This window comes from Nostoc sp. (assembly GCF_036917155.1).
Lineage (GTDB): Bacteria > Cyanobacteriota > Cyanobacteriia > Cyanobacteriales > Nostocaceae > Nostoc.
Genome location: NZ_JBALDZ010000208.1, coordinates 20,509 through 36,048, shown reverse-complemented (window position 1 = coordinate 36,048; position 15,540 = coordinate 20,509). Strand labels below are relative to the sequence as shown.

Genomic DNA, 15,540 nt, shown 5'->3' with positions numbered 1-15,540 from the left:
AACATCAAAGGCGAAGTAGAAAGGTTGTCTAATATCTTGACCAAGGCTGAAGGCTGTCTTTGACCTAGCAGAACTGAGTGCAAAAATTGAAGACTTGAATCAATCAATTTCTCAACCTACTTTCTGGCAGAATTCTGTCATTTACTATCAGACACTTCAAGAAATTGAATTCCTCAACGCGAAAAAGAAACAATATCAGCGATCGCACTTCATTCTAGAAGATATCAAGGCTGCACTAGAACTACTAGAATTATCTGCTGATGAGGAATTGCTGCAAGAGGCACAAACCAACCTTACCCAACTCCAGCAAGAACTCGAAATAGTAGAAATACAACAATTACTGTCCAGCCCATGCGACCAAAAGGGGGCATTCTTGGCAATTACGGCTGAGGTTGGAGGTATAGATTCCCAAGACTGGGGAGGTATGCTATTGCGGTTATACCATCGTTGGGCAGTAAATCATAACCATAAAGTATATTTAGTGCAAGAGTCAGAAGGTGATTGAAGTCAGCCCGATTTTAGATGAGTCTATTGATTTTGAGATTCCAGAGAAGGATTTGGAAATTACTTTGCCCCGGCATCGGGGGAATGTCAACCGCGCAGAAACATGGGTGCGGTTGTTTCACATTCCGACTGGGATTAGTGTATTTTGTAATCAAGAGCGTAGCCAGATGCAAAACAAAGAGAAAGCCTTAGCTATTCTCAAGAGTAAACTGTTTGCGATGCCTACGGCTGGCTACGCCTACGCACTAGCCCAAAATGTCCAGCAAGTTGGCGAAATTCAACCCCGGCTGATAAAATCTCTATCCAACAAGCTCATCCGTGAATATATCCTGCATCCTTACATCAAGGTGAAAGATTTACGTACCAATGTAGAAGTAGAAACACCTGCTGCGACAGAGGTATTAGACGGTGAAATTGATTTGTTTATCAAAGCCTGTCTGCAACAGCTAAATCACACTACTTCAGTAGACATCTCCGAAAATGAATGTAGAGACGTAGCACTGCTACGTCTCTACAAGGGTTTTGGATAACGCATATTTAATTTCTGGAGATGTCTAGTGAGTAAAGAAGCGGTTGATAATTTCAAGTAACTTTTGTAACTAGTGCAGAAAGAATTTGCCCAACTACAGCTAAAATCAAGAAACATTAGTAGAATAAAGAGCAATTTTCCAATCCAAAGCGCTCTATCTATCATTCAGCAAGCATTTTATGGATGTCCTAGAACTCAAACGCGAAATCGAAACGTTGTCTAGCCGCCTGGGTAAAACCCAGGACTATCTTTGACGTACCTGCACTGACAGCCAAAATTCAAGACCTCGAAAAAACATCAGCACAGCCAGAATTTTGGGATGACCAAACCCAGGCCCAACAAACGCTACAAGAACTTAACGACCTGAAAGCCCACCTCCAGCAATACGATCACTGGCACGCCAATCTGGAAGATACTAGGGCAGTTGTTGAGTTGTTGGAGTTAGAAACCGATGAGGCACTACTCCAAGAAGCGGAATCTACTATCACTAAACTGAATCGTGACCTGGATCAGTGGGAGTTACAACAGTTACTTTCTGGCCCCTATGATGCGGAAGGTGCTGTACTGACCATTAGTGCTGGTGCTGGTGGCACAGACTCCCAAGACTGGGCATTTATGCTAATGCGGATGTACACCCGTTGGGGCGAAGCTCACGGCTATAAGGTAACTTTAGCTGAAGAGTCGAAAGGTGATGAAGCCGGAATTAAATCGGCAACCCTAGAAATTACTGGTCGCTATGCTTATGGGTACTTGCGATCGGAAATGGGTACACATCGCTTAGTGCGGATTTCACCTTTTAATGCTAATGGTAAACGACAAACCAGTTTTGCAGGGGTGGAAGTAATGCCGCAGATTGATAACTCTGTGCAATTGGATATTCCAGATAAGGATTTGGATATCACCACAACTCGCTCTGGCGGTAAAGGTGGACAGAATGTCAACAAAGTAGAAACTGCGGTGCGGATTGTTCACCTTCCCACAGGTCTTGCCGTGCGCTGTACAGAAGAGCGATCGCAGCTGCAAAATAAAGAAAAAGCCCTAAATCGTCTCAAAGCAAAGCTGTTGGTCATAGCTAAAGAGCAACGTGCCCAAGAAATTGCCGAAATTCGCGGCGATATGGTAGAAGCCTCCTGGGGAAACCAAATCCGTAACTATGTGTTTCATCCTTACCAAATGGTGAAAGATTTACGTACAAGCACGGAGACAACAGCGATTGGTGATGTGATGAATGGCGAACTTGATACATTCATCCAAGCTTATCTACGCCAAGAAAATAAACTCGTAGAAAATACTCAGGCATAGAATTGCTCATTGCATAACACCCCGATTACTAAGGCGTTTCACTGAGAAACGCCTTAGCAACATATGGCAATACGGTTCAGATAAGCTTTTTTCTCCCCCCCTGCATCCCCTGCATCCCCTGCCTGCCTCAACGGATAAATTTCTTAACCCAAGCGTATTGCAGCAATATATGGGCGATCGCAATTCTATGTCCAGACCAACTGTTACAGTTATAAAAGAGTCTGTAGACAAATAACTATGAGCAACTCACCTTCAACAGAACCTCAACCTAGCTACGTAAAACTCGCCATGCGAAACATGGTGCGGAAGGGTGGAACTTCCCTAAAGCATTTTGCGTTGACTGCCGTAGGGCTTTTAGCTCTCCTTGTTGGTCTTGCTTATCTTACTCACTAACAACAAACCGTAAACCTCAGACAAGGAGGCTATATGCCCCTGAGAGTTGAATTATATGTAGAAGAGTATTTTTATGAGTTGTCCCCGACAACATCTGTAAAGATTGAGGACACTCATGCCCGAATTACTCCTGAAACTTGGGAAAACTGGTTTAATCACTGGTTAGAAATACTTCACCCTCAAATTCCGCCAGCACCAAGTTATGAAATCGGGCTGCGTTTGACAGATGACTCGCAAATTCAAGAACTGAATGCCCAGTATCGTCAGCAAAATAAACCGACAGATGTTTTAGCATTTGCTGCTTTGGAGGTGGATTTTCCTCAAAGCAAAGAAATGCTTGCCTCTGTACCATTATATTTAGGTGATATTATCGTATCTGTAGATACAGCACAACGGCAAGCTCAACAACAAGAACATAGCTTACCAACCGAGCTAGCCTGGTTAGCTGCTCACGGTTTATTGCACTTATTAGGCTGGGATCATCCTGATGAAGAAAGTTTGGAGCGAATGTTAGAACAGCAAGTAAAATTGCTGAAGGGGATAGGTATTGCTATTGACATAGAATAGCAGTAATTATGTATCCCTTGATGTTTATTTGGGGTAATACTTTTATAATACTTTTGTGCAAAATTGCTTAAAGATTGCCTCAAAGTTAATTTCGCCATTAAGATCGGCGAATATTCCCACTGTAGCAACTCTGTTCTTGTGTTTTTAAGTCTATGTCCCAAAAAATTTCTTCATCACCAACGCCCACCTCGTTACAAACACTGGTGTCTAACGAACGGGAATTCTCCTGGAAAGTAGCTTCTAATTTATTTGTTAGTTTTAAATATGCCTGGGCTGGAATCAGCTATAGTTTTCAGACTCAACGTAATTTTCGTATCCACGTCAGTGTTTGTGCAATGGCGATCGCATTAAGCGTATTTTTGCATCTGCAAGCGGTAGAAATAGCGGTAATTGGGATAACGAGTGGTTTAGTTTTGGCATTAGAGTTACTAAATACAGCGATCGAGTCCGTTGTGGACTTAACCGTTAAGCAGACATACCATGATTTGGCAAAAATTGCTAAAGATTGTGCAGCTGGTGCAGTGCTTGTTTCTGCTTTGGTAGCGATGCTAGTAGCTAGCATCCTATTACTCCCTCCTCTCGTAAAGTTAATTATATCGGCTTTGTAGACTTGATTTGCGTAGGTGTAGCCCAAACCAGGCATCGCCAAATTACTCAGTCAGAGGATCGCACTCTGTCTACTCTTCTTTGGAGAACATATTGAAAATTTAAATGTTGTGATCGTGCCCAGCATCCTGACTAAAGATTTACTTGGTAATCTTTATAAAGTAGCCGCTTAATGCCTACGCGTCCACGTCAGCGTTATTTTTACACCTAGCCAACAAATAGTATGAGATACTTATCTATGCTTTTTGCAACTGATAAGTGGTAAAAACCAGGAGTGATGAGCTTTGATTATAGTTATCGACAATTACGACAGTTTTACATATAACTTAGTACAGTACTTGGGAGAATTGGCAGCAGAATTCCCAGTGGCAGATGATATTAAAGTTTTTCGTAACGATAAGATATCCATAGATGAAATTCGGGCATTAAAACCGCAAGCCGTAGTTATTTCTCCTGGGCCTGGTCGCCCGGAAGATGCTGGCATTTCTTTAGAATTGATTGAACAGCTAGGACAAGAGTTACCTATTTTGGGTGTCTGTTTGGGACATCAAAGTATTGGTCAAGTGTTCGGTGGTAAAATAATTCCGGCTCCAGAGTTGATGCATGGCAAAACCTCTCAGGTGTCTCACACTGGAGTGGGGGTTTTCCGGGGATTAGAAAATCCTCTAACTGCCACCAGATATCATAGTTTGGTGATAGAACGTGAGACTTGCCCAGATGTGTTAGAAATCACCGCTTGGGTTGAAGATAACACCATTATGGGAGTGCGACACCGGAACTATCCTCATATTCAAGGCGTCCAGTTTCACCCAGAGAGTGTCCTGACATCTTCAGGAAAACAGTTATTGCGAAATTTTCTGGAACAGTTATAGTCAAGAGCATAATTAATGAAACGACGACAGTTGATGGGCTATGCTGGGGCGGGGTTGGTAACAGCTTTGCTTACTACCTTGGGTTCTGAATCTCAAGCTGATGCACAATCTAGCGGTTTATCAGTTCAGTGGTTGGGTCATACTTGCTTTCTTTTTACTGGTGGTGGTGCGAAAATTCTCGTCAATCCATTTCGGACAATCGGCTGTACTGCTGGGTATCGTCCACCAAAAGTTGCAGCAGATTTGGTACTGATTAGCAGTCAACTGCTAGATGAAGGTGCTGTGGACATACTACCGGGAAATGCAAAACTCATCTACGAACCAGGAGTTTACGAGTTCAAAGGTATTAAGTTTCAAGGAATTGCTATAGACCACGATCGCAAAGGTGGTAGGCAGTTTGGCTCAAATACCGCTTGGAGTTGGAAGCAAGGTGGAGTTAATATCCTACACTTAGGCGGAGCCGCTGCACCCATTTCCATTGAGCAAAAAATACTCATGGGTCGTCCTGACGTAGCATTTATTCCAGTGGGAGGCAGCGCAAAAGCCTACAATGCTGAGGAAGCAAAGCAGGCTGTTGAAGTGTTAAATCCCAAATTGGTGATTCCGACCCATTACCGGACACAAGCTGCTGATGCTGCTAAGTGCGATATTTCGCCACTCGACGATTTTCTTACCTTGATGAAAGGTACGACAGTGCGGCGTAGCAATGGAGATAGTATTTCCATTAGCCCTAAAGATTTGCCGGAAAGTACCGTGATTCAGGTTTTGAGTTACAAGTTTTGAGAAGTACGGGATGAGTGGATGAGGGAGAAATCAATTCAAAATTCAAAATTCAAGAATTTATTTCTGCCTCCTGCCTCCTGCCTCCTGCCTCCTCTTTCCCAATGCCCAATGCCCCTAAATTTAGAACGTGTACCATTCTGGGGTAAGTTTATCAGCATCGCTAATCGGATTTGGAGTCGCTGTTGTCCCATCTATAGTCCAAATGGTGTCTGCACCTCCTGTCTGATCGCGCCAGTAGATGTCGGTCTTACCATCGCCATTATAATCGCCAAGGGATGGTGTCAAAGCTGTGTTTGTGGTCGGTAGGAAAGCTTGAGTAGCAACTGTTGTGCCATCCATCAACCAAGCGGTGTTCTCGCCGGTTTTGCTATTGTGCCAGAAGATGTCGGTCTTGCCATCGCCGTTGAAATCGCCAATTTGAGAAGTCCAAGATGAGTCAACTGTATCCAAAGTACCCTGCGTGACTAAGATACCATTCATCAACCAAATCTGGTTCTGACCTGTTTGAGCGTTTCTCCACAGAATGTCAGTCTTATAGTCGCCATTGAAATCACCAAAGGTAGGAGTCCAGGCAGCATCCTGTGATTGGAGCGCCAATTCAGTCTTTTGTGTGCCATCCATAAACCAAGCGGTGTCAGCACCGGTTGTCGGATTGCGCCAGAAAATGTCGCTCTTACCATTGCCGTCGAAATCAACAATGCTAGGAGTTAGCGCTGGGTCTGTTTTATCTAAAACAGTTGCACTCAGAACTGTGGTGCCATTCATCTCCCAAATAGCGTTCTCACCAGTTGTAGCATTATGCCAGAAGATATCGGTCTTGCCATCGCCATTGAAATCCCCAATCTGAGGAGTCCAAGCTGGGTCAACGCTGGTTAAAGATGCCATACTAGCAACTTTTGTGCCATCCATTAGTACGATGCTATTGGCACCGGTTGTCTTATTGCGTAATAAGAAGTCGGTTTTGCCATCACCATTGAAGTCACCAATTTTATAAGTATAGGCAGTTAGGTCGAATTTACCTAGAGAACCCTGTTCCAAAACTTTTGATCCATCCATTAACCGAATGATAATCTCACCAGTTGTAGAATCGACCCAAACTTTGTCTGTTTTACCATCACCGTTAAAGTCAGGAGTAATCGCCGCACTAGTTATATAAGGATTAGGATTGGGATTTGGTGACGTTTTAACAGGCGCAGTCATCGGTTCACTTTGTAGTGATAGTGAGGAACTACTACTCCCAAGCCCCAAATTAGTATCTAAACTACTAAGAGAATTTGTCAATATTAGTGATTTGCTAAAAGAATCTGATGCCCATTGAGGTGTATTCAAAGATAAGGGTGAGGAATTTGTAGTTACAGACATGGTGTATTTTTATGATTGGTTGTTATATTCTTTTAACTTTTTGTAATCATCTCTTTCTGTAACGAAATAACATTTACCAGGGTTTCAATATTTCTTTATAACTATTTTTTCTTTATGAATGTCATTATTTGAAGATAAATATTTATTTGTTTTAAACGATTACGATAAGCTTTTCAAGATCTATACAAGCAATTGCAAAATATATTTTGTCCGTTATGTATATGATTATTTATAGATAAAAGTTGCTTATTTTATCTATCTGTTTTGACATTTGAATGTTGGGTAAGATTATACTTGTATCTTTTAAAAGATAATCAGTTATCTAAAAAAAAGCAGGCTAGCTGTATTTTTTACAAAATTAAAAATGTGCTAAGAAACGATCGCTACATTAATCCTAATTAATTTGTATAACATTGCCTTTATTTTCTTGACAATTTCTCAAGTATTGACGGAATCTGCATTAATTCCCCGTTCGCATAGCGTCTCGTTCGCGTTAGCGTCTCCGACAGGAGAAGAGAAGGGGTTGGCTTGAGTGGAAACAAATATTGGTTAGAATAACTTAGATTAGCAACTATTAAGAGGCTGAACTGTGCATCTATCAGTTGTTAAAAGTGTAAAATAATACAATATTTTCCTAAAAACATCAGCTATGCAAGCAGAATATCGGCGGCGTCGCGAGCAGTTAATGGCAAAAATTGGTGATGGTACAGCCATTTTTCGCAGTGCGCCAATGGCAGTGATGCACAACGATGTCGAGTATGTTTATCGCCAAGACAGTGATTTTTTCTACTTGACTGGTTTTAATGAACCACAAGCAGTAGCAGTGTTAGCGCCGCATCATACAGAACATCGGTTTGTGCTGTTTGTCCAACCGAAGGATCGCGAAAAGGAAGTATGGACTGGTTATCTTTGTGGGGTAGATGCAGCCAAGGAAATTTATGATGCTGATGAAGCGTATCCCATTAGCGAGTTAGATGAAAAGTTGCCGCAGTATTTAGAAAAAGCTAGCCGGATTTATTATCACTTAGGACGCGATCGCAATTTTAATGATCAAATCATCAGACATTACCAAAGTTTACTGCGGACTTATCCTAAGCGCGGTACTGGACCAATCGCTATTGAAGATACTGGCCCTGTCCTCAACAGTATGAGATTGATCAAAAGCGAAACTGAGGTGGAATTGATGCGTCAAGCAGCAGCGATCGCTACAGAGGCACACAATTACGCCCAAGAAATCGCCGCACCTGGACGTTATGAGTACGAAATCCAAGCGGAGATGGAACGCATCTTTCGAGTACGGGGTGGCTTAGGGCCGGCTTATCCTTCCATTGTGGCTTCTGGTGTGAATGCTTGCGTACTGCACTATATTGAGAATAATCGTCAAATGCATGATGGAGAATTATTGCTAATTGATGCTGGTTGTGCTTACGGTTATTACAACTCAGATATTACCCGAACATTTCCTGTGGGTGGTAAATTTACGCCAGAACAAAAGACGCTGTATGAGATTGTTTTGGAGGCACAAAAACAAGCGATCGCTCAAATTAAACCAGGTAATCCCTTCAAATTAGTTCACGATACAGCAGTTCGCGTCCTCACGGAAGGTTTAGTTGAACTTGGAATTCTCAAAGGTGAAATTGATAAGTTAATTGAAGAAGAGAAATATAAGCCATATTATATGCACCGTACCAGTCATTGGTTAGGTTTGGATGTCCATGATGTGGGAGTTTACCAACATGGTGAAGACAAACCGCAGATTTTGCAACCAGGTCAAATTTTGACGGTAGAACCGGGAATTTATATTGTGCCAGATACCAAGCTAGCAGAAGACCAACCAGAGACCGATCTTCGATGGGTTGGCATTGGCATTCGGATTGAGGATGATGTGTTAGTTACATCTGATGGATATGAGGTGTTAACTGCGGGGGTTCCTAAAGCAGTAGATGAAATAGAAAGATAAAACATAGGGATGCTATACACCATCCCTAAGAAAAACCCCGGCGATTAGAAATCGCGGCTACACAGACAAAACCTGCCTCCGCAGGTTAGCAAACCCTTGATTTTCTCTTATTCTTAGTCCACGAAGGTGGACTTTGCTTGTGTAGCCGCGATTTCCAATCGCTTTTAAAATTCTACTTCTAGGGGAAAAATCGCGGTGAAAGTAGAACCAACGCCTATCTGTGCCACTAGGTTAATTTCACCCCGCAATAATTTCACCAACCGCGAGACGATCGCTAATCCCAATCCTGTACTATCAGGAAGATAGGGACGATCGCTAGAACTCACGCGAAAATAGGGTTCAAATATTTGGGCTTGGTCTTCGGGGGCAATGCCAACTCCAGTGTCAGAAACAGCGATCGCCCATCTCTGATTCTCTAACACCTGACACATAATAATAATAGTCCCCGACTCGGTATAACGAATCGCATTACTAATAAGATTTGTGACAATTTGTTGCAACTGAAAAGAATCTGTTAATGGTTTTTCGGGAGTGCGTTCGCCTTTGGCGTTGGCGTTGGCGTAGCGTGTCGCAGACAAGCCATCGCAATCTACTACGATTTGTAAATTTTTCCCCGCAGCTAAAGGTTCCAACATTTCACACACATTATCGATTAATTCACACACATCGGTAGGCGCTAATTGGATTTTTATCTGCCCTGCTTCATAGCGTGAAAGTTCTAGTACATCATTGATCAAGTGGAGTAACTGTCTACCATTGCGTAGTACCCGCTCAATATGTTCTAAATTGGTATAGTTGTCTTTTATCTCAGTCTTTCGTCGTTGTTGGCGTAAAAACAGATCAGAATAACCAATAATGGAAGTTAAAGGGTGTTTCAATTCATGGGCGAGTTGGGAGAGATACTCTTGATTGGCACTAATTAACCGCGTCAGTTCCTCATTATGAAGCGTTAGTGATAACTGCAACTGCTTTAATTCTCGTAAGCGTTCCTCAACATAACTCTTGAAACACCGAGCGATCGCTTCATCTACAATCGCATCAATCAAACGCATGGAACGAATTATCTCTACAGGTGTTCCCTCTAATAAATCTGCTTGTAGAGCATCAAATATTACTGTCCGCAGCAGATGATATTCTCTGGCAATTTCTGCTGGATCAAAGCCTTGTTCGGCTCGAATAGCTCCATGCTGAAAACTGGCATTAACCATTGACTGAATATCATTATCCTGAGATTTTGAAAGCACTGTCACCATCGCTTTCAAAACATCAGGAATGTGATCCTTTACCGCTGTATAAGATAAGTCATCAGCACTTTCAATCCGTCTATCCTTGCGAACAGCTAAAATCCATTTATCAAGGATGATGTCGGTTTTTTCAGCCAGTAATTGACTAAAATCCATTATGTTAAATTCAGCTAGGAGATAGATGAGTGAAGTTCCATATCCAAATAGTTTAGCGACTAGAGTGGTGTTTTAACAAAAATAGTGATATGTCTCACCTACCAAAAGAAATAGATTTTACACATTCTTTCGTTGGTTAGATTATGCTTGATTACCGAAAAGTCAGGGTATGCGCTTGATTTATGTAACAAAATAAACAAGATTGAGCATAAGACAGATACTTTTACGGAAGCATTGATGTTATATTATGTATATCAATGTTATACTGTACATAAGTTTGTATTTAATTTAGAGTAAGTCAGCCTAATCCAGCGGATCACAGTGCGTGACGTTGGAGCGGAGGAACCAAATTGTGGGGCGTATCTCAAAGAAAGTGAGGAGTTGAGAGTTAGAAGTGAGGAGTTGAAAGTGAGGAGTGAGGAGTTAGAAGTTATTTTACTAAATAATTAACTCATAACTCATAACTCATAACTCATAACTCATAACTTATAACTCATAACTTATAACTCATAACTCATGACTCATAACTTTCTTCAGAAGGGCATCTCTCAGCCCTAGCCCGTCAGCTAACTTCGTAGGCATTGAGAGGAGACTGAAGAGACGGCATTTTTATAATGTTCCGATCTCATCGGTGTCCAAGGCTGGTACTGCTCAAATTTTTTGTACCTGCACTTAAATCTGTTGAGGTCGTAAATGATATTTCAACTAAATCTAGCAGCGATCGCAGCGATCGCTGCACAAGCGACTTGGAAAAAGACAAAACCTGTCATCCTTAGAGATGTCTTCATTCTACCTGTGTTGGGCTTCTTGGGAATAATTGTGTTGTGGTGGATTATTGCACTTGCCAACCATGAATTAATGCCCACTCCACCAGAAGCGCTAATCGCGAATCTAGACTACATCTTAAATCCCTTCTACCAGAGAGGCCCAGGCAACTTAGGAATTGGTTGGTTGTTGATCGCAAGTCTGCGTCGGGTATTACTAGGCTTTTTGTTAGGTGCGGTAGTAGCGATTCCTCTGGGGTTTTTAATTGGCATGTCCAGACCGGCAATGCTAGCGCTTAATCCGATCATTCAAATTTTTAAACCCGTATCACCTCTAGCTTGGCTACCCATTGCCTTAGCAATTTTCAATTTAGCAGAACCTTCCGCCATTTTTGTCATCTTTATTACCTCCTTATGGCCGACAATTATTAATACCGCCTTAGGAGTTTCTAGCGTTCCCCAAGATTATTTAGATGTGGCGCAAGTGTTAGAAATGCCACGCTGGCGACGGATTACAAAAATCATTTGGCCTGCAAGTTTGCCGTATATTTTTACAGGCTTGCGAATTAGTTTAGGTATAGCTTGGCTAGTAATCGTTGCTGTGGAAATGCTGACAGGTGGTATTGGTATCGGCTTTTTCGTCTGGGATGAATGGAGTCGTTTAAACCTAAGTTCAGTGTTTTTAGCTGTGTTTATAATTGGCTTAACTGGGTTAATTCTAGATTACGCCGTGGGGAAAATTCAAGAATTAGTCACCCATCGCCCTAAAACTTTCAACTAACTAAACGGAATCTTAGATTTTAGATTTTGGATCGAAGAATTGAAAATCCAAAATTTAATAATATCTGTTCGCACAGCGTCTAATCAAACAAATCCAAAATCTAAAATCCAAAATTGATCCACCAATGGAGCGACAAGAATGGGTGATAATAACTGGACTCGACGAGACTTTATTAAAGGAATCGGAGCAACCACAACCGGAATAGCGTTATCTTCCTGTGCGATTTCAGGAGATAGATCCGCAAAAGGACTAACTGAAGAAGCCTTAGCTGTACAACCAGTAGTTAGATCCCAAGACTTAGAAAAAGCTGATATTACCGTTGGTTACGTTCCCGTTAATGATTGTGCGCCATTTGCGATCGCCTGGAAAAAAGGTTTCTTCCGCAAATATGGTTTGAACGTCACACTCAACCGCGAGGCCAGTTGGGCTACTTCCCGCGACGGTTTAATATTTGGTCGCCTGGATGCTTCACCTGTCGTATCTGGTGCAGTCACCAACGCCAGAATTGGTGCCGAAGGTGCGCGTCACGCCCCCTTATGTGCAGCCATGACCATCCATCGCCACGGTAACGCCATGACGATGAACAAAGCTATGTGGGATTTTGGGCTGCGTCCGTGGTACGAGTATCAAGAAAAATATGGCGATGGCGCGCTAGAAGCCTTTGGGCGCGATTTCCGAGGCTATTTTGACAAGCAGCCGCCAGAAGGCAAAGTTTGGGCGGTAGTGCTAAGTTCCGCCATTTACGAATACTTTGTCCGCTACGTATCCGCCGCCGCAGGTGTTGATCCACTCAAAGAGTTTCGGATTATCATCGTTCCGCCCCCCCAAATGGTAACAAACGTGCGGATTGGTGCCATGCAAGCTTACATGGTTGCAGAACCCTGGAATACAAGAGCAATTACAGGTAATGAAAACATTGGCTTTACCTTCGCCCAAGGTAAAGAAGTCTGGTTAGGACACCCAGATCGTTTGTTAGGGGTGATGGAATCTTTCATTGACAAATATCCCAAAACCTATCGTTCCCTCGTCAAGGCGATGATTGAAGCTTGTCAATATTGCAGTAAAGTAGAAAACCGCCAAGAAGTAGCCGAACTACTTACAGAACGATCATTTACAGGTGCTAGACCAAAAAAGAAAGATGCCCCAATCGCCAAATTTACAAGTCCGGGAATTCTTGGTAACTATAACTATGGCGGCTTTGATGGCAAAGACCGCACCATCCAAGCCGCTGACACCACGATTTTCTTCGATATTCCTGACAACATTCCCCAACAGCCAGGAGAACACTCAACATTTTTATGGAGATCCAGAAGTCTTTGGTTGATGACACAAGCAGCGCGGTGGGGACAAATTCATAAATTCCCCAAAAATGCCGAGAAAATAGCAGAACAAGGTTGGAGAACAGATTTATATCGGGAGATAGCATCGGAAATGGGCATCAAATGTCCCAAGGATGATTACAAGGTTGAACCACCAGAAGTATTTATAGATCAGAAAGGCTTCGATCCTAGCGATCCGGTAGGCTATCTGAATAGTTTTGCCATCAGGGCTAACGCTCCCTCTCGCTTTTTCATGTCTTAAAATACCAAGTTTAAATTTTGATTGATTGAGTAAATTATTTGCGGAGCATTGGATGATGGAATATACCTCATTACCTATTAATACTCAGAACCAAGTTCTGCCCCGCCCTGGATTTTTAGAAATTGAAAATTTAGTCAAGTCTTATCCGACACCTGATCAAGATAACTTTGTCGTCTTAGATGGAGTTAATCTGACGATTGGTGAAGATGAATATATTTCTGTAATTGGTCATTCAGGTTGTGGGAAATCAACTCTATTAAAGATAGTAGCTGGTTTAGAAAAAGCCACTTCCGGCTCAGTCAGGCTAGATGGGAAAGAAATTCGTCAGCCGGGAGCCGAAAGGATGATGGTATTTCAGAACTATTCGCTGTTACCTTGGTTAACAGTGAGAGAAAATATCCGTTTAGCCGTAGATGAAGTGTTAAAAAATGCTAATCGATCTGAAAAAATTAGCATTGTAAATCAACACTTGGCAATGGTAAACTTGACGGCGGCGGCTGACAAATATCCCGATGAAATTTCTGGAGGTATGAAACAACGAGTAGGTATTGCCAGAGCCTTAGCAATTCGTCCCAAAATGTTGCTGATGGATGAACCTTTTGGGGCATTAGATGCACTAACTCGTGGCAAGTTAGAGCAGCAGGTATTGGATATTTGGGAAAATAATCGTCAAGCAGTGATGATGATTACCCACGATGTAGACGAAGCAATTTATATGTCTGATCGCATCGTCTTGATGACCAATGGCCCGGCTGCTAGTATCGGGGAGGTTTTAGAAGTTCCTTTTGAGCGTCCGCGCGATCGCGCCACCATGCGAAATTCAAAAGAGTATTTTGAACTCAGCAACCACGCCCTAAATTTCCTGGATCGATATTTTGCCCAAGACGAGTAAATTAGATTATCATTTTTTTTAGTGGGTAGCCTAATTCAAATTCATGAAAGCTGGATTTGGAGCGGAGGAACCATATTGTGGGGCGTATCTCATAGAAAGTGAGGAGTTAAGAATCGGGAGTTAGGAATTATTAATATTAACTCAGCACTCACCACTCAGCACTCCTAAGAGAGAGACACCTTCCAGTCTTAGCCCGTCAGCTAACTCCGTAGGCAATGGAAGGAACCCCCAAGATTTTGGCTGTAATACAGTTATTATTGGGGTTTCCTTGACTGATTTCAGATTTGAGATTTTGGCTATCGTCACTCAATCTAAAATCCAAAATCTCAAATCTAAAATTTGTCCCCCTGCTTCTCATTGCTAATTCATTTCATTAGGAGAAGTAAAGCTGTGCAAATCAAACCAATGTTAGCACGTCTGCAAAGTGCCACAGGTCGAGATGACTTAATTGAACAAATGGTACTCGTGCCAGAACCAAAAAAACCTTTTTCTGAAAAACCTCAAAGTTCAAAAGCAGTTAACTTAATTGTTGCTTATGACGCATCTCCCAACAGTCATACGGCATTAGATATTGCCTTTTGGATTGCCCATCAAACCCGTTTAGCCACTAATGCAGAAGTCACAGTTCAAGCTGTTTATGTGGTAGAAGATAATCAAAGCAGTCAGTATTCAAATATCTTGAGTTTTCCAACACAACCGTTTCCGTTGGAATGTCAAGTTAGTGAAGTATCAAAATCTGTCACACAGGTATTAACTCAACCCAAATTGCAGACTGTGGTAACTCCTCTGCAACAAGCAGATATAATTCTCTGGCAAGCGCGAAGTTTAGCTGAAGAATGGCAGGGTTCCTTCAAATCTCATTTGCGGTTTGGCTGCATTTCTACAGAACTTAGCAAAGTTGTTGAATCAGAAGCGGCTGATATTCTGTTTCTAGGTTGCAATTCTGTCAATCATCCGATGATTGAGGCTCTAGGTTCTAATTTTCCCTGTGCCGTTTTGGGTATTCCCAGTAGTATTGATGAATAATCGCTCTTTAAAATTCCAGTAATTTTTGTCAAATTTTGATCAGAGAAAAGTCACCTAAAACTAGGTGGCTTTTTTAGCTACTCAGTAAATAAACTTTGGGTAGAAACCAATGCAATACTGCTAAGACTAAAAAATAAAAATGTGTAGATTGGGTTACAATACGGTTCGGTTAAGGTTTTTTGATGAAAATTTTAGATCACTAAAGATGCGATAAATCA

General features: G+C 42.0%; 15 protein-coding genes and 2 riboswitches. Of the genes, 13 read left to right on the top strand and 2 right to left on the bottom strand.

The window, feature by feature from the left end; translation table 11 throughout:
* Positions 1–46 precede the first annotated feature (46 nt).
* The 8 genes from V7K67_RS34595 to V7K67_RS26780 all read left to right on the top strand — a co-directional run bounded on the left by V7K67_RS34595 (position 47) and on the right by V7K67_RS26780 (position 5,556).
* Complete coding sequence (locus V7K67_RS34595) at positions 47–505, top strand: PCRF domain-containing protein (protein WP_442943937.1); 459 nt, start codon at positions 47–49, stop codon at positions 503–505.
* Positions 498–1,034, top strand: a complete 537-nt coding sequence (locus tag V7K67_RS34590; RefSeq protein ID WP_442943936.1) for a peptide chain release factor-like protein — start codon at positions 498–500, stop codon at positions 1,032–1,034. The genes V7K67_RS34595 and V7K67_RS34590 overlap by 8 nt, the downstream gene beginning before the upstream one ends.
* A gap of 178 nt (positions 1,035–1,212) precedes the next feature.
* Positions 1,213–2,335 (top strand): peptide chain release factor 2 gene (prfB, locus tag V7K67_RS26805; protein ID WP_334733416.1). Its coding sequence is split into 2 segments (ribosomal slippage): positions 1,213–1,284 and positions 1,286–2,335, totalling 1,122 coding nucleotides; the frame shifts between segments, so codons are not numbered across the junction.
* Positions 2,336–2,572: 237 nt separating this feature from the next.
* Positions 2,573–2,728, top strand: coding sequence for a DUF3285 domain-containing protein (locus tag V7K67_RS26800; protein WP_104904774.1), 156 nt, complete (start codon positions 2,573–2,575; stop codon positions 2,726–2,728).
* 39 nt (positions 2,729–2,767) lie between these two features.
* Complete coding sequence (ybeY, locus tag V7K67_RS26795) at positions 2,768–3,295, top strand: rRNA maturation RNase YbeY (protein WP_179068961.1); 528 nt, start codon at positions 2,768–2,770, stop codon at positions 3,293–3,295.
* A gap of 152 nt (positions 3,296–3,447) precedes the next feature.
* The gene (locus V7K67_RS26790; protein WP_334706415.1) at positions 3,448–3,903 is read left to right on the top strand and encodes a diacylglycerol kinase family protein; all 456 of its coding nucleotides are present in this window, start codon (positions 3,448–3,450) and stop codon (positions 3,901–3,903) included.
* Positions 3,904–4,185: 282 nt separating this feature from the next.
* Complete coding sequence (locus tag V7K67_RS26785) at positions 4,186–4,773, top strand: anthranilate synthase component II (protein ID WP_334733417.1); 588 nt, start codon at positions 4,186–4,188, stop codon at positions 4,771–4,773.
* Between the two features lie 15 nt (positions 4,774–4,788).
* Positions 4,789–5,556, top strand: a complete 768-nt coding sequence (locus tag V7K67_RS26780; protein ID WP_334733418.1) for an MBL fold metallo-hydrolase — start codon at positions 4,789–4,791, stop codon at positions 5,554–5,556.
* A gap of 120 nt (positions 5,557–5,676) precedes the next feature.
* On the opposite strand, the gene V7K67_RS26775 is transcribed toward V7K67_RS26780, so the two are convergent.
* Positions 5,677–6,918, bottom strand: a complete 1,242-nt coding sequence (locus tag V7K67_RS26775; RefSeq protein WP_334733419.1) for an FG-GAP repeat domain-containing protein — start codon at positions 6,916–6,918, stop codon at positions 5,677–5,679.
* A gap of 649 nt (positions 6,919–7,567) precedes the next feature.
* Here V7K67_RS26775 and V7K67_RS26770 point away from each other — a divergent pair.
* On the top strand, positions 7,568–8,878 hold the full coding sequence (locus V7K67_RS26770; protein WP_335169118.1) for an aminopeptidase P N-terminal domain-containing protein: 1,311 nt from the start codon (positions 7,568–7,570) through the stop codon (positions 8,876–8,878).
* A 164-nt stretch (positions 8,879–9,042) separates the two neighbouring features.
* Here the strand turns inward: V7K67_RS26770 and V7K67_RS26765 are convergent, their stop codons facing one another.
* Entirely contained in the window at positions 9,043–10,278 is a 1,236-nt protein-coding gene (locus tag V7K67_RS26765) for a sensor histidine kinase (protein ID WP_335169116.1), read from the bottom strand.
* Positions 10,279–10,568: 290 nt separating this feature from the next.
* Positions 10,569–10,874, top strand: a riboswitch (cyclic di-AMP (ydaO/yuaA leader).
* A 97-nt stretch (positions 10,875–10,971) separates the two neighbouring features.
* On the opposite strand from V7K67_RS26765, the gene ntrB reads away from it, so the two are divergent.
* The 4 genes from ntrB to V7K67_RS26745 all read left to right on the top strand — a co-directional run bounded on the left by ntrB (position 10,972) and on the right by V7K67_RS26745 (position 15,322).
* A complete protein-coding gene (ntrB, locus tag V7K67_RS26760; RefSeq protein WP_335169114.1) occupies positions 10,972–11,823 on the top strand; it encodes a nitrate ABC transporter permease in 852 nt (283 codons plus the stop codon).
* A 138-nt stretch (positions 11,824–11,961) separates the two neighbouring features.
* Complete coding sequence (locus V7K67_RS26755; protein ID WP_335169112.1) at positions 11,962–13,404, top strand: ABC transporter substrate-binding protein; 1,443 nt, start codon at positions 11,962–11,964, stop codon at positions 13,402–13,404.
* A gap of 55 nt (positions 13,405–13,459) precedes the next feature.
* Positions 13,460–14,296 carry an ABC transporter ATP-binding protein gene (locus V7K67_RS26750; RefSeq protein ID WP_335169129.1) on the top strand — a complete coding sequence of 279 codons (837 nt, stop codon included), beginning with the start codon at positions 13,460–13,462 and terminating at the stop codon, positions 14,294–14,296.
* A gap of 17 nt (positions 14,297–14,313) precedes the next feature.
* Positions 14,314–14,526, top strand: a riboswitch (cyclic di-AMP (ydaO/yuaA leader).
* A 175-nt stretch (positions 14,527–14,701) separates the two neighbouring features.
* The gene (locus V7K67_RS26745) at positions 14,702–15,322 is read left to right on the top strand and encodes a universal stress protein (protein ID WP_334733459.1); all 621 of its coding nucleotides are present in this window, start codon (positions 14,702–14,704) and stop codon (positions 15,320–15,322) included.
* The last annotated feature ends 218 nt before the right edge of the window (positions 15,323–15,540 follow it).

Bases quoted from the DNA above. Each gene is read 5' to 3' on its own strand.
- V7K67_RS26780 (WP_334733418.1), top strand. From the start codon at position 4,789: ATGAAACGACGACAGTTGATGGGCTATGCTGGGGCGGGGTTGGTAACA.
- V7K67_RS26770 (WP_335169118.1), top strand. From the start codon at position 7,568: ATGCAAGCAGAATATCGGCGGCGTCGCGAGCAGTTAATGGCAAAAATT.
- V7K67_RS26775 (WP_334733419.1), bottom strand. From the start codon at position 6,918: ATGTCTGTAACTACAAATTCCTCACCCTTATCTTTGAATACACCTCAA.
- V7K67_RS26745 (WP_334733459.1), top strand. From the start codon at position 14,702: ATGTTAGCACGTCTGCAAAGTGCCACAGGTCGAGATGACTTAATTGAA.
- V7K67_RS26765 (WP_335169116.1), bottom strand. From the start codon at position 10,278: ATGGATTTTAGTCAATTACTGGCTGAAAAAACCGACATCATCCTTGAT.
- ntrB (WP_335169114.1), top strand. From the start codon at position 10,972: ATGATATTTCAACTAAATCTAGCAGCGATCGCAGCGATCGCTGCACAA.
- V7K67_RS26755 (WP_335169112.1), top strand. From the start codon at position 11,962: ATGGGTGATAATAACTGGACTCGACGAGACTTTATTAAAGGAATCGGA.
- V7K67_RS26790 (WP_334706415.1), top strand. From the start codon at position 3,448: ATGTCCCAAAAAATTTCTTCATCACCAACGCCCACCTCGTTACAAACA.
- V7K67_RS26750 (WP_335169129.1), top strand. From the start codon at position 13,460: ATGGAATATACCTCATTACCTATTAATACTCAGAACCAAGTTCTGCCC.
- V7K67_RS26800 (WP_104904774.1), top strand. From the start codon at position 2,573: ATGAGCAACTCACCTTCAACAGAACCTCAACCTAGCTACGTAAAACTC.